This is a genomic window from Pseudomonas sp. 102515 (assembly GCF_031085165.1).
Taxonomy (GTDB): domain Bacteria; phylum Pseudomonadota; class Gammaproteobacteria; order Pseudomonadales; family Pseudomonadaceae; genus Chryseomonas.
This window is the reverse complement of sequence record NZ_JAVHTY010000004.1, coordinates 162,451-181,130: the sequence shown is the minus strand read 5'-3', so window position 1 is coordinate 181,130 and position 18,680 is coordinate 162,451. Positions and strand designations below refer to the sequence as shown.

Here is an 18,680-nt window from a genome sequence, read left to right as displayed (position 1 = left end):
GAAACGGGTAATTACCGCATGGCGGATTCCTTTGCAAAACGTAAATAACGCTAGCTATCAATTTGCCATCCAAGCACCTGCTCATAGCCCGCATGCTCTGAAATTGGGGGTCTTGATCGGCTGACGCCCTGGCAAAGGTCAGACTCTTGGATGAAAAGGCCCCAGCGGCTGCTGACCATTGCCTTCCCTACCCTGCCTGCCTCCCGCCGCTCCCGGCGTTGTGTGTGTTCTCTCCTGCCCGGCGCTGTGCCAGGAAGAGCGCCGCTGTATGTCTGATCAAAACCCATTAATTGAACGAACAAATAATAAAATGATATTTAAATTGAAAGAACGAACAATCAAAAACAATTAGAACCACCAACTTCTCATCCAGGCGAGATAACACCAGACATAACTAGCCAAACACCGTGCGATTGTTCTAAAACGGTAATGATCCTATCTGTAGCAGCCGTCACGCCTGGCTTGCAGCCCCTGGACACAAAAGCGAAAAAGCCACGTTCAATCCGCACGACGAAATAGCGAAGCGCCTGTATCCACCCACAGATCGCACTTTCCGCCCTCGGACGCCGCGCTGAATTCACTTCGTAACGCCGCTGCTTTCATCTACCGACAATGACAAGGCCGCTATGCACGACTCGAAGAAAATCGATTATTCGCTGAATACCGCCGACAGCGCCGCACCGCACTCCGCGCTGGACAATGCCGCCATCATTTCCGCCTACCGGCGCTGGGCCAATGTCTATGATCGGGTGTTCGGCGGTGTCTCGGCCCCTGGCCGCAAGCGCGCGGTGGCGGCGGTCAACGCCCTGGCGGGTACCCGGGTGCTGGAGGTAGGGGTAGGGACGGGATTGGCCCTGCCCCACTATGGCGCCGACAAGCGCGTCACCGGGATCGACCTTTCGCCCGACATGCTGGCCAAGGCCCGGGAACGGGTCGCGCGCGACGAGATCACCACGGTGGAAGCGCTGCTCGAGGCCAACGCCGAGGAAACCGGTCTGCCCACCGGCTCCTTCGATATCGCCGTGGCCATGTTCGTGGCCTCCGTGGTGCCCAACCCGCGCAAGCTGATGCAGGAGATGCGCCGGGTGGTGAAGCCGGGGGGGCACCTCCTGCTGGTCAATCACTTCCAGGCCGAGAGCGGCCTGCGCCTGCTGGCGGAAAAGGCCCTGGCGCCGGCCTCGCGCAAGCTCGGCTGGCACCCGGACTTCGCCATGGACTCCATCCTCTCCCGCGAAGACCTGCGCCGCGCCCGTCGCAGCAGCGTGCCGCCCTTCGGGCTGTTCACCCTGGTGCAGCTGACCAACGACTGATGGCTACTCCACCCGATAGCCACGCCCCGCCAGACAGGCCGCCAGCGCCTGGCGGAAGCGCTGGGTGAGGGAGGGATCGCCGACCGCACCGGGTCGTTCGGGATCGAAGCCCGACTCTCCGGCGGCGTAGCGCCGACAGTCGTAGCGATCCGTGGCGTAGCGCTGCGGCGACTGCCCCTGCAAGGGATAGGCGGTGACGTCATAGGCGTCGTAACCCGTTCCTGCAGGCGCTGCCGTCGTGGTCGGCACGGCCGCTACGCTGGGATCGGCGACGGTGACGAAGCCGCCGCCCGGATCGGTGCGGTAGTAGCTGCCCGCGGCGAAGTAGTAGGTGGTGCCGCCCATCCACAGGGTCTCGGCGAAGGCCGGCAGGACGCTGACCCGCACCCCGGTCGGCGGCAGGGTCACCACATAGCGCGGCCCCTGGGGTCGATACCAGTAGCCGTCGGCATAGTAATACTGGCTGTCCCGGTACCAGACGCGGGTGAAGCCGGCCGGCACGCCCGGCACCTCGAAACCCGGTCGCCACTGGGGATTGGCGCCCCAGCCAGGGCGCGGACCGCCCCAGTGGGGATCCCGCTCCGGACGCGGTGGCGGCGGGTAGTTCCGACCCGGCTGGTCGGGCGCCGGCATCATATAGCCGGGACGCGGCAAGGGGACGGGTCGATCCTGCCAGGCCGGCTGATAGCCTGGCCGTGGTGGAGGGGGGTCGTTGCGCTCCCAGCGCTCCAGGGCCGGACCATTGCCGCGCCCAGGACCGTCGCCACGCCCGGGCGGACCACCATTCCAGTCACCCTGGCCACCGCCCTGCCAGCGCCCGGCATTGCCTGGGGGCATGACCGGTGGCGGCTGGGCGCCCGCCGGGGGCGTGACATAGCCGCCGCCGAGGCGATAGTTGTTATCGGCCCAGGCGGGCGCGGCGCTCCACAGGGAAACACCGGAAAGGACAAGCGCACACAGCACGGCAGGCGATTTCATCGCACGGCTCCACGAGGGGATGGCCCAGAGTACCCCAAGGCTTGGACCCTGCCCCAGCCTGGCCGTTAGCCACGCGCCCCTCTGCCATCGAACGGCCCCCGAGGCGAGCCGGGAAACTCGGAGCCCGCAAGGACGGAGCGGACGCCCGTGCCTGCAACCACCCCGGGCTTCGCAGGCTTCCTGGGGTCGACCCCACAAGGCGGCGGGGAAGTTTCTGCCCGTCTGTCATCGCACTTCTAGCGGTCCGCTCGGGTCTATGGCCCCACGCAAGGAGGAAAACACATGTCGAAACACCATCATCACGTTGGCTGGTTCAAGCGCCGCCATGAGGTAAAACCGGACGACCTCACCATCGTCGACAATTCCCTGGTCAAGCGTGCCGTCGGCGCCGCCGCCCTCGGCAATGCCATGGAATGGTTCGACTTCGGCGTCTATGGCTACCAGGCCGTGACCCTGGGCAAGGTTTTCTTTCCCGACGGCGATGCCGCCGCCCAGCTGATCGCCACCTTCGCCACCTTTACCGTGGCCTTCCTGGTCCGCCCGATCGGCGGCATGGTCTTCGGCCCCCTGGGCGACAAGTACGGTCGCCAGAAGGTGCTGGCCCTGACCATGATCATGATGGCCCTGGGCACCTTCAGCATCGGCCTCATCCCCAGCTACCAGAGCATCGGCATCTGGGCGCCTGCGCTGCTGCTGCTGGCGCGTGTGGTCCAAGGCTTCTCCACCGGCGGTGAATACGGGGGTGCGGCGACCTTCATCGCCGAATACGCCACCGACAAGACCCGCGGGCGCATGGGTAGCTGGCTGGAGTTCGGCACCCTCGCCGGCTACATCGCCGGCGCCGGGACGGTCACGGCGCTCACCGCGGCCCTGACCCAGGAACAGCTGCTCGACTGGGGTTGGCGCGTGCCCTTCTTCATCGCCGGCCCGCTCGGCCTGCTCGGCCTCTATATGCGCCTCAAGCTGGAAGAGACCCCGGCATTCAAGGCCCATACCGAAGCCAACGAAGGCAAGGCGGCGGACGGTCCGGCGCACAGCCTGCGCGAGCTGTTCACCCTGCATCGCGTCGCCCTGCTCAAGTGTGTTGGCCTGGTGCTGGTGTTCAACGTCACCGACTACATGCTGCTGACCTACATGCCCAGCTACCTGGCCGTGACCATGGGCTACGCCGAGACCAAGGGGCTGCTGCTGATCCTCATCGTCATGGTGGTGATGATGCCGCTCAACATCCTGGGCGGCTTCTTCAGTGACCGTCTGGGCCGCAAGCCGATGATCATCGGCGCTTGCCTCGCGATCCTGGTCCTGGCGATTCCCTGCCTCAAGCTGATCGGCAGCGGCCACGACTGGCTGATCTTCCTCGGCCTGATGCTGCTGGGCATGGCCCTGGCCTGCTTTACCAGCACCATGCCGTCCACCCTGCCGGCGCTGTTCTACACCCCGATCCGCTACAGCGCCTTGTCCATCGCCTTCAACATCTCGGTGTCGCTGTTCGGTGGGACCACCCCGCTGGTCACCGCCTGGCTGGTGGAAAAGACCGGCGACCCCCTGGTGCCGGCCTACTACATGATGGCCGCGGCCGTGATCGGCATCCTGACCATGCTCACCGTGCGCGAGACCGCCGGCCAACCCCTGCGCGGCTCGCCGCCCTCGGTGGCCAGCGAAGAGGAGGCCAGGGAGTTCCTCGCCAGCGACGCGCCCCTCACCGTGGACAAGCAGCCGCCGGGGCAGGCGTAAGCGGTAACTCCCTTCACCCAACCTCCTCCAGACGCCCCCTCTCCCCCTGGGAGAGGGCCGCCCCTCCTTAAATCCCACCCAAAAGAAAAGGGGAGACCTCGCGGCCTCCCCTTGAATTCGTTGTCCTCTCGCACCGCTCGTGACGGTGGCTGCGATCGACCAGGAATGGTGACCTGGGCGGGCCCGGGCGCGGCGGACGGGATACCGTCGTTGGCGATGCGAAAGACCCTCCTGGGGCGCCTTCGTTGGACAGCTCTACCGGGCTATCGAAGTTGAGTTCAGCTTACGCCCCTGCTGCCGGCAGCGGCTTGCGTTGTACAGCTTCTTTCCTGGCTCTTGCGCAATCCCTGGCCATAAACCTAGGATTAGGCGCAATCGGCTAGCGCAAGGTACACAAAATGGACAAACTCGATCGCTTCGATCTGAAAATCTTGGCAGAACTGCAGCGCGATGCGCGCCTCTCCAACCAGGAATTGGCCGAACGCATCGGCCTGTCGCCCTCGCCCTGCTCGCGACGGGTCAAGCAACTGGAAGACAGTGGCTACATCACCCGCCAGGTCGCCCTGCTGGATCGCAAGAAGCTCGGGCTGACGCTGACCGCCTTCGTACTGATCGGCATGGACAGGCACACCCCCGAGCGTTTCGAGAACTTCCAGGCGATCATCGCCCAGTGCCCCGAGGTGCTGGAGTGCTGCCTAGTCACCGGCATGGATGCGGACTATCAGCTCAAGGTGGTGGTGCCCGACATGGAGCACTACCAGCAGCTGCTGCTGGGCACCCTGACACGCATCGAGGGGGTCTCCAGCGTGCGCTCGAGCTTCGTGCTCAACCAGATCCTGGCCAGCACCGAGCTACCGCTCAACCATCTGCGGCCCTGAGCGCGGTGCGGCCTCGGCAGCCGGGGCGAGAAAGCGCGGCAGCACCAGCATGTGCGGCACGGCGAAGGCGGCCAGCACGGCGAACAGAGCACGGATGCCGGTACGCTCCTGCAGCAGGAACACCAGGCCACCGGCCAGAGTAAACAGCGTAGCGCCCAGCAGGATCGGCCAGGTCAGGCGCAGATAGGCCTCGAAGGTAGGCGCGCCCAGTAATCGCTGACGCACCCCGGTCTGGGGCGCGGCGTGCAGCAGATAGAAGCCCAGGGCGAACCCCACCAAGGGCGGTGCCAGCACCACGGCCAGCAGTGTCACCGTCAACCTGGGGCAACGCTGCTGCCAGGCGGCCAGCAACAGCACTGGCAGCGCGAGCAACCCACCCATGGCGAGGACGCGGGCCAGCCAGTCTGCGAAGGCCAGAGAGGCAGCCGGTCCCATGGCCAGCGCCAGCAGCCGGGCGACGGCCGCCTCATGCAGCACGGCCGGACCACCCACGATGAACAGTCCCAGCGCCAGCGAGGTCAGCCGATTGGGAAACAGCTCGTCTTCATGGGCGAAATGCCAGGCCGAGAGCAGCAGAAACAGCGGCAGCGCCAGCGTCCCCGCCAGTTGCCAGCAGAGCAGGCACGCCAGGGCCGTGGCCAGGTAGCTGCCGAGGAAGGCGAGGCGCCGCGCGGGCGCGACCAGGCGCAGATCGCTGGCGCCATGCAAAAGCCCAAGCCCCAGGCCCACCAGCAGCGCGAAGGCCAGTTGCCCTGCCCCACCCGCCAGGCTGGCCAGCCCGGCGGCCGGCAGCAGCACCCGCCCGCCGCGCCCGGTGGCCGTCATGGTCAGACGCCCGGCCGCGCCAGGGCCGCCTTGAGATTGCGCTCGGAGGTGAAGGCGTAGACCACCTTGGCCAGTACGTCGAGAATCAGGAAGACCCAGACCGTGGCCGCATCACTCACCGCCCAGACACCCTCGGGCCCCACGGCGAAGACCACCGGATAGATCAGCCAGAGCACACTGAGAAAGCCGACGTTCTTGCGATAGGCCGCGCCGAGGGCGGCCTGCTGCCCGGCCAGGGTCGCCAGCGGCTGCCACAGCAGATAGAGCACCCCGGCGAAGGCCGCGCAGGACCAGGCGAAGAACACCCACTTGATCGTCCCATAGGGCGCCAGCGAGGCGACCAGGCCGGTCACGATCATCACCACGTCCAGGGTCACGATGGCCGCCACGAAACCCGCTTGGCCTTCCTGCTCGCGGGCCCCCAGGTAGGCCGAACTCACCACCCCGGCCAGCAGCAGCGGCGTGGTGAAGGTCCAGTCCAGGTAGCGGGCGACATAGGTGATGCTGCCATCCGGCTTGATCAGGTTGCCGACCCCCAGGTACATGGCCAGATAGGCCGTGGCGGCGATGAAGGGCACGGCGGCGTGGACCAGGGTGTGGCCGCGCAGCGGACCGCGGTGCTCACCCTTGGCATAGATGGCCAGGGAGGCGAGCGACATGATGACGAAGCCGAGTAACAGGGGTGTCTGACTCATGGGGTTCTCCAGGGGACATTAGGCGCGCCGCGACGGACCAGGCCCTCTGGAGTAGGGGTTTCTCGGCTATCGCTGCGCTTAGGGTAGAGAAGCGGCCATGTGAGTTGGTTCAAAATGTTTCAGAGCGGTCGATTGGCCGGCGCCTTGACCCGGATCAAGGCGATAGCCGCCGTGCTCAGGCAGGCTGCGCCGTTTCGTGCCTGCCCAGGAATCCGCATGCTGCCGGCCCAGAACGTGATGCTGAGCTATGGACGCTGCTGCGCCAGCCCTGCCTTCTTCGATGATTTCTACCAGCGCTTCCTGGCCAGCTCGCCGCGGGTACGGGAGAAGTTCGCCCACACCGACATGGCCGCGCAGCAGCTGCTGCTGCGCCACGGCATCATGAACCTGGTCCTGGTCGCCCGCGGCATGCCCGCCACCAAGCTGCGCCAGCTCGGCGAAAGCCACTGCCGGGCGCGGCTGGACATCGGCCCCGAACTCTACGAACTCTGGGTCGACTGCCTGCTCGCCACCCTGGCCCAGCACGATCCCGAATTCGCTCCCGCGCTGCGCCAGGAATGGCGGGAGGTGCTGGAGACCGGGATCGCGGTGATGCGCAGCCACTACTGAGCCGGCCTGGGCCCTGCTGGGCTTCGCTGCGCTCAACTGTCGAAGCCCAACGCCCCAAAGCAACGCCCCTGCCCGAACGCCTCCTCTCCCCCAGGGAGAGAGCCGAGGTGAGGGCAAACCAAACCTCTAACAAACGCCCATACCAACACCAAAAGATCCGAATACCGGCCACCTGCCAGCCACCATCGGTCGGCCAACAGCGCCAATCACTCCTGAAAAGCCCTGCCCTGCTTTACCCGCCGCCCCTTGCCTGGCTAACGTATGACGAAAGGATTTTTGTGCGCCAGGTCTCGCTTTACCGCGCCCTGCCGCCTCTCGGAATGGATGACCGATGGCCCGCTTTTTCCCCGCTCGCAGCCAGTGCCAGTTCGATACCCCCGGTGAGCGTCGCTTCGCCGAACGCCTGGAAAAACTGCTCGAAGACGACTACCTCTGCTGGAGCAACGTCCCGGTCGGCCCCAAGGCGCGCTACCCGGATTTCGTCGTACTGCATCCGCGCCGCGGCATCCTGGTGCTGGAGGTCAAGGACTGGAAGCTGGCCACCCTGGAATCCGTCACCCACGGCAAGGTCCGCCTGCATACCCAGGACGGCCTCAAGACCGTCGCCAATCCCCTGCTGCAAGCCCGCTCCTACATCCTCGAAGTCGACCTGCTGCTGAAAAAGGACCCGCTGCTGCGCCAGAGCGCCGGCTCGCCCCATCCGGGCCAGCTGATCATGCCCTGGGGCTGGGGCGTGGTGCTCACCGGCATCACCCGGCGCCAGTTCGAGCAGACCGACCTGGCCGACGTCCTCGATCCCCAGCGCGTGCTCTTCCAGGACGAGATGACCGAGTCCGCCGACCCGGAAGCCTTCCAGCAGCGCCTCTGGGACATGTTCCCCCATGTCTTTCCCTGCGCCCTCACCCTGCCGCAGATCGACCGGGTGCGTTATCACCTCTACCCCGAGGTGCGGGTCAACAGCCAGCCCGGCCAATTCGGCCTGTTCGACGCCGCCGAGGCACCGCTGCCCAGCCTGATCAAGGTCATGGACCTGCAGCAGGAACAGCTGGCCCGCTCCCTGGGCGACGGCCACCGCGTCATCCATGGCGCCGCCGGCAGCGGCAAGACCATGATCCTCGGCTATCGCTGCGCCCACCTGGCCAAGGTCTCGGTCAAACCCATCCTGGTGCTCTGCTACAACAAGTCCCTGGCCGGCCGGCTGCGCCAGGTGATCGAGCAGAAGGGCCTCGGCGAGCGGGTGGTGGTGCAGCACTTCCACGGCTGGTGCGCCGAGATGCTCACCGCCTACCAGGTGGACAAACCGGACCACCGCCTGCCGGTAGCGGCCAAGATGGAGCAGTACGTGCTGCGCACCATCGAGGGCGTCGACCGCGGCCAGATCCCCCGCGGCCAGTACAGCGCCGTCCTGATCGACGAAGGCCACGACTTCGCCCCCGAGTGGTTCCAGCTGGTGGTGCAGATGGTCGACCCCAGCACCCAGTCGCTGCTGGTGCTCTATGACGACGCCCAGGCCATCTACCGCGGCAAGGGCGGCAAGAAGGCGCTGGACTTCAGCTTCGCCAGCGTCGGCATCCAGGCCCAGGGCCGCACCACCATCCTCAAGCTCAACTACCGCAACACGGTGGAAATCCTCGCTGTCGCCCGCGCCTTCGCCACCGAGCTGCTGACCCGCCGCGACGCCAGCGAAGACGGCGTGCCCCTGATCGCCCCGGAAAGCGCCGGTCGCCGCGGCCCCTTCCCCGAACTCATCCAGTGCGGCAGCGACCGCGAGGAATGGGACCTGCTCATCGCCCGCATCCGCGACGAACAGGCAAACGGCCGCCTGCTCAGCGACATGGCCATCCTCTATCGCAGCAGCAGCCAGGCCTACCAGGCCGAATACGAACTCAAGAAGGTCGCCATCCCCTACCGCTCCGGCGCCAGCAACAAGGGCCGCGCCCAACTCTACGACGCCGAAGACAGCCTGAAGATCGTCAGCATGCACTCCAGCAAGGGGTTGGAGTTTGGCCTGGTGCTGATTCCAGGCCTAGGCGAAATGCCCAAGCAGGGCGAGCCGGAGGCGGATGAGGCGCGGTTGTTGTATGTGGCGATGACGCGGGCGATTGATCGGTTGGTGATGACATTTAAAACAGAATCTTCGTTTACAAAGAAATTAAAGACAACCATATACCAATCCCACAAGGAGCAAAAATGAACAAAGTCGAAAAAGTTAAAATTAAAAAGATAGAAATAAAGAATTATAGATCTTGCATAGATACTCAATTCGAGCCAAATTCTGGATTATCATCATTAATAGGACCAAATGGAAGCGGAAAAACAACAATACTAAGCGCCTTTCAGTTATTAAACTCACTATCGACATCAAGATACCAAAACCACAGGAAAAACAGCCCTGACTCATTCTCTTCAGACTGCTTACTAAAAGTAACTTTTGAATGGGAAACGTACAAAATCACTTATGAAGCCAAGGTAAACCTTGTTAACAACGAAAAAAATGAAGACGAAGTATTAAATAGCAGAGAAAGCTGGAGCTTTTATCAAATAACAAAAAGCCGGAAGAAAATCAATCTACCAATATCTATTATATTAGAAAACTACCGCTACAGTGGACACGACATAAGAAAAGAACTAGCTGAATTTCTTGGCAACTTCTATCGATCAGAGCAAGCCGGAAAACTTGCAACGGAAGCTCTACATGATATTGCTCATTTTGCCCAATCAATTAGTTACTATAGCGCATCAATCTTCACCAACCCCTCTAGCTGTCCAATATCCTTTGAGGTTGAAAGCGAGTCTGGTGCGCGCCGTGGAATTTCCATTACGGGGCATAAAAAATTTCTTTACGACCTATATGACGCTTACAAAAAAGACTCTGACGAGTACAACCATTTTATTGAACTGGTTGGACCAGAGGGGCTAAACCTAATTGACGGACTTTCATTCCAAGAAATTCAGACATCGGCTTCAACGTATAAAGTAACCGTTGGCGGACACATTACAACCAAAGAAAAGAAAAACAATTTAATAATTCCAAACTTTAAAATACTTGAAAACTCCCTATCGCCCAGCCAGTTATCTGAGGGAACGTTCCGGACTCTTGGAATACTGTTCTACCTAATAAAAGATCATAGCCCACTGATGCTCATTGAGGAGCCAGAAGTCTGCGTCCACCACGGACTACTATCAAGCATAATTCAACTAATAAAACTATACGCGCAAGAAAAACAAATAATAATATCGACTCACTCTGACCAATTACTGGATCATTTGGAAATTGAGAGCGTATTTAAAGTAGACAGAACCGAAGAAGGCACAAAGATTGAAAATATCAAGAAAAGACTAAGCAATGAAGAACTAAAAGCTCTAAGAGAATACCTCAGAAATGAGGGTGGCCTTGGTGAGTACTGGAAACACGGGGCGCTATAAAATGAGTATAAAAATAGGAATTATCGCCGAAGACCTAAGCGATATCCAGGTCATAACAGAACTCATATCAAAATACATGGAAAAGAATAAATTCTCAGTCAAACACTTTGTTGGCAAAGGTTGTGGAAAGCTAAAAACAAAATGCAGTGCGTGGGTTGACAACCTAAGCATGCAAGGATGTACGCATGTAATAATATTTCATGACCTAGACCGCAATAAAGAAGCGCTTCTAAGAAAAGAAATAGAACAAAGGATACTAAACTGCAACTTTAAAGAAACACATGTAGTTATACCAACAGAAGAGCTAGAAGCCTGGCTTTTATCAGACCCTAGCGCCATCAAGACAATATTTTCCATAAAGGGAGAAATGCGTATATCGAGCGATGTCGAGAGCATTAAATCACCAAAAGAGCATTTGCAAAAACTAATCAAAAAGCACAGCAATAAAACCTATATCAATACAATACACAATAAGAAAATTGCAGAGAAAATTGATATTTCAAAACTAGCAAACTGCCCATCCTATCGAGATTTTGAAAAGTACATCACAGAAAAAGTGGCCCGCTAGTCAAACGAAAACGATAAGGGCATACGGTTATCTATTTCGATAAAAGTAATCCCACAAACGCCTCCGCCTGCGGCGACACCTCATCCCTTCGCCTGAGCAACCACACCGCCGAGGTCGCCTCGGGATCGTCCAGCTCCCGATACACCAGCCCTTCCATCTGGGTGCGCTGGTAGGTGGCGGGCAGTACGGTGACGCCGAGGCCGGCGGCGACCAGGCCGAGGATGATGAGGACTTCGCTGGCCTCCTGGACGATGCGCGGGGTGAAGCCGGCGCGGGCGGCGAGGGTGTGGAGCTGTTGGTAGAGGCCGGTGCCGAAGCTGCGCGGGAAATAGACGAAGGGTTCCTCGGCGAGGGCGGCAAGCGGCAGCGGCGCGGTGCCCTGCTGCGCCAGCGGATGGTCGTGTCTCAGGGCGACCACCAGGGGTTCGCGAAAGAGTTCGACCGAGATCAGGCTCTCGGGCAGTTCGATGGGGCGGATCAGGCCGATCTGCAGGTTGCCGGCGAGCATGGCATCGATCTGTTCGCGGCTGCTCATCTCCTGCAGTTGCAGGCGCACCTCGGGATAGGCGCGGCGATAGGCGAACAGCGTCTTGGGGATGGTGGCGACGAAGGGTGAAGAGGCGCTGAAGCCCACCTGCAACTGCCCGGTCTCGCCACGGCCGGCGCGGCGGACCCGTTCGGCGGCGCGCTCGCTGGCCGCGAGGATCTGCCGGGCTTCGTCGAGGAACAGCCGGCCGGCCTCGGTGAGGGCGACACGTCGGTTGGTGCGTTCCAGCAGGCGGGTGCCCAGTTCGGTCTCCAGGGCCTGGATCTGCTGACTGAGCGGCGGCTGGGAGAGATTCAGACGCTGGGCGGCGCGCCCGAAGTGCAGCTCCTCGGCGACCGCCACGAAGTACCTCAGGTGGCGCAATTCCATGTCGTCTCCATTGAGTCGTAAAACCTATCAATCGAGACGGACAATATATTGGCCATATGAAGGCTATCAACCTAGGGTAGCGAGGTCAGACCTGTAATCCCGACTCGCCATCGAGGTACCCGTGAACACGTCCCGGTCATCCGCTACGCCACCTGCCTCCCCGCTGGACCCCCCCCCTGCCGCCAACGAGGCGCAGCACGTGCCGGACGCCTTCATCGAAAAGGGTACCCCGCAATTCCTGCGCACCGCCCTGGCGCTGTTCTGCGGCGGCTTCGCCACCTTCGCCCTGCTCTATTGCGTGCAGCCGCTGATGCCGATCTTTTCCCAGGCCTTCGGCCTCACCGCCGCGGCCAGCAGTCTGTCGCTGTCCCTGGCTACGGGGCTGATGGCGTGCGGACTGCTGGTGACCGGGCCGATTTCCGATGCCATCGGGCGCAAGTCGGTGATGGTCTATGCGCTGTTCGCCGCGGGCGGCTTCACCCTGCTCAGCGCCCTGATGCCGACCTGGGACGGCATCCTCGTGACCCGCGCCCTGGTCGGCTTGTCGCTGGCCGGGGTGGCTGCAGTTGCCATGACCTACCTGGCCGAAGAGGTGCATCCCGAGCACCTGGGCTATGCCATGGGCCTCTATATCAGTGGCAACGCCCTGGGCGGGATGTCCGGCCGGCTGATCAGCGGGGTGCTGGTGGACTTCGTCTCCTGGCGCATCGCCCTCGGCGCCCTGGGCGTGCTGGCCCTGGTGGCGGCGCTGCTGTTCAAGCGCAGCCTGCCGGCCTCGAAGCGCTTCCAGCCGCGGCCCCTGCGGCCACGCAGCCTGCTCGCCGGCTATGCCCTGCACTTCCGCGATGCCGGCCTGCCCTGGCTGTTCCTGGAGGCCTTCCTGCTGATGGGCGCCTTCGTCACCCTGTTCAACTACATCGCCTATCGCCTGCTGGCCGAGCCCTATCACCTGAGCCAGGCCTGGATCGGCGTGCTGTCGCTGGTCTACCTGGCGGGGATCTACAGCTCGGCCAAGTTCGGCAGCCTGGCCGATCGCTTCGGCCGGCGGCGGGTGTTCGCCGCGGCCATCGTGCTCAAGCTCTGTGGCCTGCTGCTGACCCTGTTCACCCCGCTGTGGCTGGTACTGCCGGGGATGCTGCTGTTCACCTTCGGCTTCTTCGGCGCCCACTCGGTGGCCAGCAGCTGGGTGGGTCGGCGGGCGCGCCAGGCGCGGGGCCAGGCGTCCTCGCTCTATCTGTTCAGCTACTACGCCGGCTCCAGCGTGGCCGGCACCCTGGGCGGTGTCTGCTGGCACCTGGGGGGTTGGACCGGCGTCGGCCTGTTCATCGGCGCCCTGTTGCTCGCGGCCCTGGCCGGGGCCGTCCGCCTGTCCAGGTTGCAGCCGCTGCCAGCGGCGTGACGACAGGTGTAGACCGCTCCCGTCGTGAAGACGACGGCCTTGGCGCGGCCCCTGCAGCCCTGATCGCGATAACCGTCAGCGACGATTTCGCCTTTACGTTCGTCCGCCCCCGCCAAATCGCGGCTTGCACTGCCGCTCGTCGCACGGAGCGGCGTTTCACGCCCTTGCCAGGGGCTCCAACCTCCCCGCCGCGCTAGCCTGTTCCTGGTTCAACGCGGGCGACCACTACCTCTTCGCAACGTTCATGCAAATGTTTGCCTAGGGTAGAAGGCGCTTGGATAATGCGCGCCGAACGCTGCAATACCCTGCTCATCAGGGATAGATGAAACGGCAAGCACGTAGGCTCCGGGGTAGATTCGGCTGTGAACATGCACTTCCAGATTAGCGATTGGCGCGCCTGGGCACCTGGTCTTGGCGACCAGGCCGCCTGGCGGCAGTGGTGCGCCGCGCCCTGGCGTCCGGCGGACGATGGCAGCCAACCCGATGCCAGCTTCCTGCCGGCCATGCAGCGGCGCCGCCTCAGCCGGCTGGCGCGCATGACCTTCCAGGTGGCCTGGCCGCTGGCCGATGCCCATGGCACGCCGCTGCCGCTGATCTTCGCCTCGCGCCACGGCGAGACCCCGCGCACCCTGGCCATCCTCCAGGAGCTGGCCCGCGGCGAGCCGCTCTCCCCGACCCAGTTCAGCCTCTCGGTGCACAACGCCATCATCGGCCAGTGGTCGATCCTGCGTGGCGACCACAGCGAGATGAACGCCCTGGCCACCGGTCGCGACGGCCTCGAACATGCCGTACTGGAAGCCTGCACCCTGCTCGCCGAAGGCGCCAGCGGGGTGCTGGTGGTGATCGCCGAAGAGGCGCCGCCCACCCTCTATGCGCCCCAGATCGACGACGTCCCCTTTCCCTATGCCGTGGGCCTGCTGCTCACGCCTGGCAGCAGCCATGGCCTGAGCGGCGAGCCGGCCCCGGCGGACGCCGGGACGAGCGCCTGGCCGCACGCACTGGAATTGCTGCGCCTGCTGGAAGCGCGCGGCGAGCGGCACCTCGCCTATGCCGGGCGTGCCTGGCACTGGCAGGCGGAGGCCTGCTGATGAGCGGCCGCCTGGACTACGGCTATCGCTTGCTGGCCACGGGTCTCAACTTTGTGGTGTTCGGCTGCGGCGCCCTGGTCTTTCGCTTGCTGATCCTGCCGGTGCTGCTGGTGCTGCCGGGCGATCCTCTGCGCCGCCGCCAGCGCGCGCGGCGCGCCAATGCCCGGCTGTTCCGCTTCTTCGTCGCCTTCATGGTACTGACCCGGGTGATGAACCTGCGCATCCAGGGCCGCGAGCGCCTGGGTCGTCAGGGGCAGCTGATCATCGCCAACCACCCCTCGCTGATCGACGTGGTGGTGCTCATCGGCCTGGTGCCCGACGCCAATTGCGTGGTCAAGCAGGGCCTCTGGCGGAATCCCTACCTCAAGCGGCAGATCCAGGCCGCCGGCTACATCAGCAACAACGGCAGCGCCGAGATGCTCGACGAAGCCGCCGACGCCCTGCGTGAGGGCCAGACGCTGATCATCTTTCCCGAGGGCACCCGCACCACCCCCGGCGAGTCGCCGCGCTTCCATCGCGGTGCCGCGGCCATCGCCCTGCGCGGCGCCCGCTGCATCACCCCGGTGATCATCCGCGTGGTGCCCAGCACCCTGACCAAGGCCACGCCCTGGTACCGCATTCCGTCCCGGCGTTTCGATTTCCAACTGGACGTCGGCGCCGACATAGACCCCTCCACCTTCGCCGGGCGGCCGCTGCCGCTGGCGTCGCGTGAACTCAACGACCAGCTGCACCAGCTCTATCTGAAGGAAACCGGCAACCATGACTGATCTCAACCTCGAGCTCAAAGGCCTGATCATCGAGGCGCTCGGCCTCGAGGACGTCACCGTCGACGACATCGGCGACGACCAGATCCTGTTCGGCGACGGCCTGGGCCTGGATTCGGTGGACGCCCTGGAGCTGGGCCTGGCGATCCAGAAGCGCTACGGCATCCGCATCGACGCCGAAGCCAAGGACACCCGCACCCATTTCGCCAACGTCAACGCCCTCGCGGCCTTCGTCGCCGCCCAGCGTGCCGCCTGAGGAGATCGCCATGCAAAGCCGTGAAGCCATCTTCGAGACCCTGCACAGCGCCCTGGTCGAGCTCTTCGAGCTGGAGCCCGAGCGGGTGACCCTGGAGGCCAACCTCTACGAGGAGCTGGAGATCGACAGCATCGACGCCGTCGACCTGATCGACCACCTACGCCGTCAGACCGGGCACAAGATCGCCGCCGAGCAATTCCGCCAGGTGCGCACCGTGGGTGACGTGGTCGAGGCCGTCCATCGCATCAGCCAGGCGGACGCCTGATCCGCCGCCTATGAGTGCCCTGCCTTCCCGCTCCCCCCTGGGCCTGGTCGCCAGTGCCCTGCTGCTCCTGCTCGGCCTGGCCTATCCCTTCGCCGTCTACTTCGGCCTGCAGCACCTGTCGCCACGGCTGTTCGCCGCCGGCCTCGGTGCCCTCTGGGGCCTGCGCCTGCTGCAACCCGGCCTCAATGGCCTGCAACGCGGCACCGCCCTGGTCGCCCTGGGCTTCTGCCTGCTGCTGGCCCTGAGCGACGCCGCCGTGCTCTTGCGCTGGTATCCGGTGCTGCTGAGCCTCTTCCTGCTGGCGGTATTCGGTCTGAGCCTGCTGCGCGGCCAGCCGCTGATCGAGCGCCTGGCACGGCTGCGCGAGCCCGAGCTGCCACCCCGTGCGGTGCGCTACACCCGGCGGGTGACCCAGGTCTGGTGCCTGTTCTTTCTGTTCAATGCGCTCACCGCCGCTGCCCTGGCGCTCTGGGCGCCCCTGGCCTGGTGGACGCTCTATACCGGCGTCATCGCCTATGGCCTGATGGGCCTGCTGTTCGCCGGTGAATGGCTGGTCCGCCAGCGCGTGCGGAGGCTGCCATGACGTTCACCCCTCTCGCCGCGCTGCTGGGCGCCACGAGCCCGCTGGATGCGGCCCTCAGGCAGCGCGCCCTGCACCTGGCGGCGGCCTTCCAGGCCGCTGGCCTCAAGCGTCTGGCGCTGCACCTGGACGATGCCGAAGACCTGGCCTGCGCCCTGCTCGGCGCCTGGCGCGCCGGGGTCGAGGTCGTCCTGCCGGCCGATGCCCAGCCCGCCACCCGCGCGCGCCTGGCGCCGACGCTCGACGCCTGGCTCGACGATCTTGCCGGCTGGACCGCTGCCGAGCCCCTGACACCCGCCGCGCTCGACCTCCAGGCGCCGCTGCTGACCCTGAGCACCTCGGGCTCCAGCGGCGCGCCCAAGCTGATCGCCAAGCAGCTGTTCCAGCTGGCCAACGAGGTCGCCGCCCTGGAGCGCCTCTGGGGCGCGTCCCTCGGCGAGGCGACCATTCTCGGCAGCGTTTCCACCCAGCACATCTATGGCCTGCTGTTCCGCGTGCTCTGGCCGCTCTGCGCCGGGCGCTCCTTCGCCCGCCAGGCACTGCCCTTCACCGAGGAACTGCAGCGCGATACCGCCGCCTTGCTGCGCGCGGGCCGCCGCGTGGTGTGGATCAGCAGCCCAGCGCTGCTCAAGCGCCTGGGCGAAAACCTCGACGACGCCATCCTCACTCAGGTGGTCCGCGTGTTTTCCTCTGGCGGCGTGCTGCCGGAGGCGGCGGCCACGGCCTGCCAGAGTCGTTTCGGCCAGTACCCTACCGAGGTCTATGGCAGCTCCGAGACCGGCGGCATCGCCTGGCGCCAGGGCCCGCAGTCCTGGCAGGCCTTTACCGACATCGAACTGGGCCAGGACGCTGACGGCGCCCTCTGGCTGACCTCGCCCTATCTGCCCCAGGGCCTGCGCGAGCAGACCATGGACGGCGTACGCCTGCTGGGTGATGGTCGCTTCGAACTGCTCGGGCGCCTGGATCGCATCGTCAAGCTGGAAGAGAAGCGCATCGCCCTGCCGGCCCTGGAAGAACGCCTGCTCGGCCACCCCGCCATCGCCGACGTCCGCCTGGGCGTGGTGCAGCAGGGTCGCGCCCTGCTCGGCGCCCTGGTCGCCCTGAGCGAAAGCGGCCTGCACCAGCTGCGCAATGGCGGTCGCCGCGCCCTGGTGGCCGAGTTGCGCGAACACCTGGTCGGCCACTGCGAGGCCATCGCCCTGCCGCGCCGCTGGCGCCTGCTGCTGGCGCTGCCCTACAGCGCCCAGGGCAAGCTGGCCCAGGCCGAGGTGGAGCGGTTGCTGGCCCAGCCACGGCCGGTGGACATCGAACCGCTGAGCGTCGAGCAGACCGCAGACGGCTGGCGGCTGGAGCTGCAAGTCGCCCCGGACCTGGCGTTCTTTTCCGGCCACTTCCCCTCGGCGCCGGTGGTGCCCGGCGTGGTGCAGGTCGGCTGGGCCCAGCGCCTGGCCCGCCAGCACCTGGATCTGCCAGCGGACTTCGCCGGCATGGAGGTGCTCAAGTTCCAACAGCTGCTGCGCCCCGGCGACCGGGTGACCCTGACCTTCCACTTCGACGCCACCCGCCGCAAGCTGCACTTCGCCTTTCGCCAGGGCACGGCGGCCTGCTCCTCCGGGCGCATCCTGCTCAAGGAGGCACAGCCATGAGCTTTCGTGCCTGCGCGGTGATCCCGGTGTTCGACCATGAGCATGCCCTGCCGCTGGTGGTCCAGGCGCTGCGCCAGCGCGTCCTGCCCTGCGTGCTGGTGGACGACGCCTCCAGCCCCGCCTGCGCCCGGGTGATGGACGAGCTGGCCACGCAACCCGATGTCCACCTGCTGCGGCTGCCGGTCAACCAGGGCAAGGGCGGCGCGGTGATGGCCGGTCTCGCCGAGGCGCAGCGCCTGGGCTTCACTCATGCCCTGCAGGTGGATGCCGACGGCCAGCACGACCTGGCCGACGTGGCCGCCTTTCTCGCCGAGGCCCAGGCCTATCCCGAGGCGCTGATCTGTGGCTACCCGCAATTCGACGACTCGGTGCCCAAGGGCCGGCTCTATGCCCGCTACCTCACCCATGTCTGGGTGTGGATCAACAGCCTGTCCCTGGCGATCCGCGACAGCATGTGCGGCTTTCGCGTCTATCCGCTGGCGCCGACCCTGGCGGTGATCCGCGCCGGCGGCCTGGGCAAGCGCATGGACTTCGATCCGGAGATCCTGGTGCGCCTGGCCTGGCGCGAGCAGCCCATGCGCTGGCGTCCGACCCGGGTGCACTATCCGCTGGATGGCCGTTCGCACTTTCGCCTCTGGCAGGACAACGTGCTGATCTCGCGCATGCACACCCGGCTGTTCTTCGGCATGCTGCTGCGCGCGCCGCGCCTGCTCTGGCGCCGGGTGCGCCCGTGAGCGGCCACT

Annotated in this window: 19 protein-coding genes; 15 read left to right on the top strand and 4 right to left on the bottom strand. The window is 64.4% G+C overall.

The window, feature by feature from the left end:
• Nucleotides 1-626: 626 nt before the first annotated feature.
• Complete coding sequence (locus RCF34_RS16460) at nucleotides 627-1,310, top strand: class I SAM-dependent methyltransferase (protein WP_308709125.1); 684 nt, start codon at nucleotides 627-629, stop codon at nucleotides 1,308-1,310.
• 3 nt (nucleotides 1,311-1,313) lie between these two features.
• Here RCF34_RS16460 and RCF34_RS16455 read toward each other — a convergent pair whose 3' ends face one another.
• Complete coding sequence (locus tag RCF34_RS16455; RefSeq protein ID WP_308709124.1) at nucleotides 1,314-2,288, bottom strand: DUF6515 family protein; 975 nt, start codon at nucleotides 2,286-2,288, stop codon at nucleotides 1,314-1,316.
• A gap of 282 nt (nucleotides 2,289-2,570) precedes the next feature.
• Between RCF34_RS16455 and proP the strand changes: the two genes are divergently transcribed.
• Both proP and RCF34_RS16445 read left to right on the top strand, forming a co-directional pair.
• Nucleotides 2,571-4,022 carry a glycine betaine/L-proline transporter ProP gene (gene proP, locus RCF34_RS16450; RefSeq protein ID WP_308709123.1) on the top strand — a complete coding sequence of 484 codons (1,452 nt, stop codon included), beginning with the start codon at nucleotides 2,571-2,573 and terminating at the stop codon, nucleotides 4,020-4,022.
• 398 nt (nucleotides 4,023-4,420) lie between these two features.
• Nucleotides 4,421-4,900 carry an Lrp/AsnC family transcriptional regulator gene (locus tag RCF34_RS16445; protein WP_308709122.1) on the top strand — a complete coding sequence of 160 codons (480 nt, stop codon included), beginning with the start codon at nucleotides 4,421-4,423 and terminating at the stop codon, nucleotides 4,898-4,900.
• Here the strand turns inward: RCF34_RS16445 and RCF34_RS16440 are convergent.
• A complete protein-coding gene (locus RCF34_RS16440; protein ID WP_308709121.1) occupies nucleotides 4,874-5,725 on the bottom strand; it encodes a Brp/Blh family beta-carotene 15,15'-dioxygenase in 852 nt (283 codons plus the stop codon). The two genes, RCF34_RS16445 and RCF34_RS16440, sit on opposite strands and share 27 nt — an antisense overlap.
• Before the next feature lie 2 nt (nucleotides 5,726-5,727).
• A complete protein-coding gene (locus RCF34_RS16435) occupies nucleotides 5,728-6,420 on the bottom strand; it encodes a bacteriorhodopsin (RefSeq protein WP_308709120.1) in 693 nt (230 codons plus the stop codon).
• Between the two features lie 216 nt (nucleotides 6,421-6,636).
• Here RCF34_RS16435 and RCF34_RS16430 point away from each other — a divergent pair, with 216 nt between their 5' ends.
• The 4 genes from RCF34_RS16430 (at nucleotide 6,637) to RCF34_RS16415 (ending at nucleotide 11,023) form a co-directional block, all read left to right on the top strand.
• The gene (locus RCF34_RS16430) at nucleotides 6,637-7,029 is read left to right on the top strand and encodes a globin domain-containing protein (RefSeq protein ID WP_308709119.1); all 393 of its coding nucleotides are present in this window, start codon (nucleotides 6,637-6,639) and stop codon (nucleotides 7,027-7,029) included.
• Between the two features lie 331 nt (nucleotides 7,030-7,360).
• Entirely contained in the window at nucleotides 7,361-9,223 is a 1,863-nt protein-coding gene (locus RCF34_RS16425; protein WP_308709118.1) for an NERD domain-containing protein/DEAD/DEAH box helicase, read from the top strand.
• Entirely contained in the window at nucleotides 9,220-10,455 is a 1,236-nt protein-coding gene (locus tag RCF34_RS16420) for an ATP-binding protein (protein ID WP_308709117.1), read from the top strand. The genes RCF34_RS16425 and RCF34_RS16420 overlap by 4 nt, the downstream gene beginning before the upstream one ends.
• A gap of 1 nt (nucleotide 10,456) precedes the next feature.
• Nucleotides 10,457-11,023 (top strand): DUF4276 family protein, encoded by a 567-nt coding sequence (locus RCF34_RS16415; RefSeq protein ID WP_308709116.1) that lies wholly within the window; start codon nucleotides 10,457-10,459, stop codon nucleotides 11,021-11,023.
• A 31-nt stretch (nucleotides 11,024-11,054) separates the two neighbouring features.
• On the opposite strand, the gene RCF34_RS16410 is transcribed toward RCF34_RS16415, so the two are convergent.
• Nucleotides 11,055-11,939, bottom strand: coding sequence for a LysR substrate-binding domain-containing protein (locus RCF34_RS16410; protein ID WP_308709115.1), 885 nt, complete (start codon nucleotides 11,937-11,939; stop codon nucleotides 11,055-11,057).
• Between the two features lie 163 nt (nucleotides 11,940-12,102).
• Here RCF34_RS16410 and RCF34_RS16405 point away from each other — a divergent pair, with 163 nt between their 5' ends.
• The 8 genes from RCF34_RS16405 to RCF34_RS16370 all read left to right on the top strand — a co-directional run bounded on the left by RCF34_RS16405 (nucleotide 12,103) and on the right by RCF34_RS16370 (nucleotide 18,671).
• A complete protein-coding gene (locus RCF34_RS16405) occupies nucleotides 12,103-13,338 on the top strand; it encodes an MFS transporter (RefSeq protein ID WP_308709498.1) in 1,236 nt (411 codons plus the stop codon).
• Nucleotides 13,339-13,706: 368 nt separating this feature from the next.
• Nucleotides 13,707-14,426, top strand: a complete 720-nt coding sequence (locus RCF34_RS16400; protein WP_308709114.1) for a beta-ketoacyl synthase chain length factor — start codon at nucleotides 13,707-13,709, stop codon at nucleotides 14,424-14,426.
• On the top strand, nucleotides 14,426-15,193 hold the full coding sequence (locus RCF34_RS16395) for a lysophospholipid acyltransferase family protein (protein ID WP_308709113.1): 768 nt from the start codon (nucleotides 14,426-14,428) through the stop codon (nucleotides 15,191-15,193). The genes RCF34_RS16400 and RCF34_RS16395 overlap by 1 nt, the downstream gene beginning before the upstream one ends.
• On the top strand, nucleotides 15,186-15,446 hold the full coding sequence (locus RCF34_RS16390) for a phosphopantetheine-binding protein (protein WP_007161049.1): 261 nt from the start codon (nucleotides 15,186-15,188) through the stop codon (nucleotides 15,444-15,446). Before RCF34_RS16395 ends, RCF34_RS16390 begins: the two co-directional genes overlap by 8 nt.
• Nucleotides 15,447-15,456: 10 nt before the next feature.
• Nucleotides 15,457-15,711 (top strand): acyl carrier protein, encoded by a 255-nt coding sequence (locus RCF34_RS16385; RefSeq protein WP_308709112.1) that lies wholly within the window; start codon nucleotides 15,457-15,459, stop codon nucleotides 15,709-15,711.
• 10 nt (nucleotides 15,712-15,721) lie between these two features.
• A complete protein-coding gene (locus tag RCF34_RS16380) occupies nucleotides 15,722-16,294 on the top strand; it encodes a hypothetical protein (RefSeq protein WP_208694001.1) in 573 nt (190 codons plus the stop codon).
• Nucleotides 16,291-17,937, top strand: a complete 1,647-nt coding sequence (locus RCF34_RS16375; protein ID WP_308709111.1) for an AMP-binding protein — start codon at nucleotides 16,291-16,293, stop codon at nucleotides 17,935-17,937. Before RCF34_RS16380 ends, RCF34_RS16375 begins: the two co-directional genes overlap by 4 nt.
• Entirely contained in the window at nucleotides 17,934-18,671 is a 738-nt protein-coding gene (locus RCF34_RS16370) for a glycosyltransferase family 2 protein (RefSeq protein WP_308709110.1), read from the top strand. Before RCF34_RS16375 ends, RCF34_RS16370 begins: the two co-directional genes overlap by 4 nt.
• Nucleotides 18,672-18,680: the final 9 nt, after the last annotated feature.

Bases quoted from the DNA above. Each gene is read 5' to 3' on its own strand.
- RCF34_RS16385 (WP_308709112.1), top strand. From the start codon at position 15,457: ATGCAAAGCCGTGAAGCCATCTTCGAGACCCTGCACAGCGCCCTGGTC.
- RCF34_RS16440 (WP_308709121.1), bottom strand. From the start codon at position 5,725: ATGACGGCCACCGGGCGCGGCGGGCGGGTGCTGCTGCCGGCCGCCGGG.
- RCF34_RS16445 (WP_308709122.1), top strand. From the start codon at position 4,421: ATGGACAAACTCGATCGCTTCGATCTGAAAATCTTGGCAGAACTGCAG.
- RCF34_RS16435 (WP_308709120.1), bottom strand. From the start codon at position 6,420: ATGAGTCAGACACCCCTGTTACTCGGCTTCGTCATCATGTCGCTCGCC.
- RCF34_RS16410 (WP_308709115.1), bottom strand. From the start codon at position 11,939: ATGGAATTGCGCCACCTGAGGTACTTCGTGGCGGTCGCCGAGGAGCTG.
- RCF34_RS16400 (WP_308709114.1), top strand. From the start codon at position 13,707: ATGCACTTCCAGATTAGCGATTGGCGCGCCTGGGCACCTGGTCTTGGC.
- RCF34_RS16420 (WP_308709117.1), top strand. From the start codon at position 9,220: ATGAACAAAGTCGAAAAAGTTAAAATTAAAAAGATAGAAATAAAGAAT.
- RCF34_RS16375 (WP_308709111.1), top strand. From the start codon at position 16,291: ATGACGTTCACCCCTCTCGCCGCGCTGCTGGGCGCCACGAGCCCGCTG.
- RCF34_RS16430 (WP_308709119.1), top strand. From the start codon at position 6,637: ATGCTGCCGGCCCAGAACGTGATGCTGAGCTATGGACGCTGCTGCGCC.
- RCF34_RS16455 (WP_308709124.1), bottom strand. From the start codon at position 2,288: ATGAAATCGCCTGCCGTGCTGTGTGCGCTTGTCCTTTCCGGTGTTTCC.
- RCF34_RS16460 (WP_308709125.1), top strand. From the start codon at position 627: ATGCACGACTCGAAGAAAATCGATTATTCGCTGAATACCGCCGACAGC.
- proP (WP_308709123.1), top strand. From the start codon at position 2,571: ATGTCGAAACACCATCATCACGTTGGCTGGTTCAAGCGCCGCCATGAG.
- RCF34_RS16370 (WP_308709110.1), top strand. From the start codon at position 17,934: ATGAGCTTTCGTGCCTGCGCGGTGATCCCGGTGTTCGACCATGAGCAT.
- RCF34_RS16390 (WP_007161049.1), top strand. From the start codon at position 15,186: ATGACTGATCTCAACCTCGAGCTCAAAGGCCTGATCATCGAGGCGCTC.
- RCF34_RS16395 (WP_308709113.1), top strand. From the start codon at position 14,426: ATGAGCGGCCGCCTGGACTACGGCTATCGCTTGCTGGCCACGGGTCTC.
- RCF34_RS16415 (WP_308709116.1), top strand. From the start codon at position 10,457: ATGAGTATAAAAATAGGAATTATCGCCGAAGACCTAAGCGATATCCAG.
- RCF34_RS16380 (WP_208694001.1), top strand. From the start codon at position 15,722: ATGAGTGCCCTGCCTTCCCGCTCCCCCCTGGGCCTGGTCGCCAGTGCC.
- RCF34_RS16425 (WP_308709118.1), top strand. From the start codon at position 7,361: ATGGCCCGCTTTTTCCCCGCTCGCAGCCAGTGCCAGTTCGATACCCCC.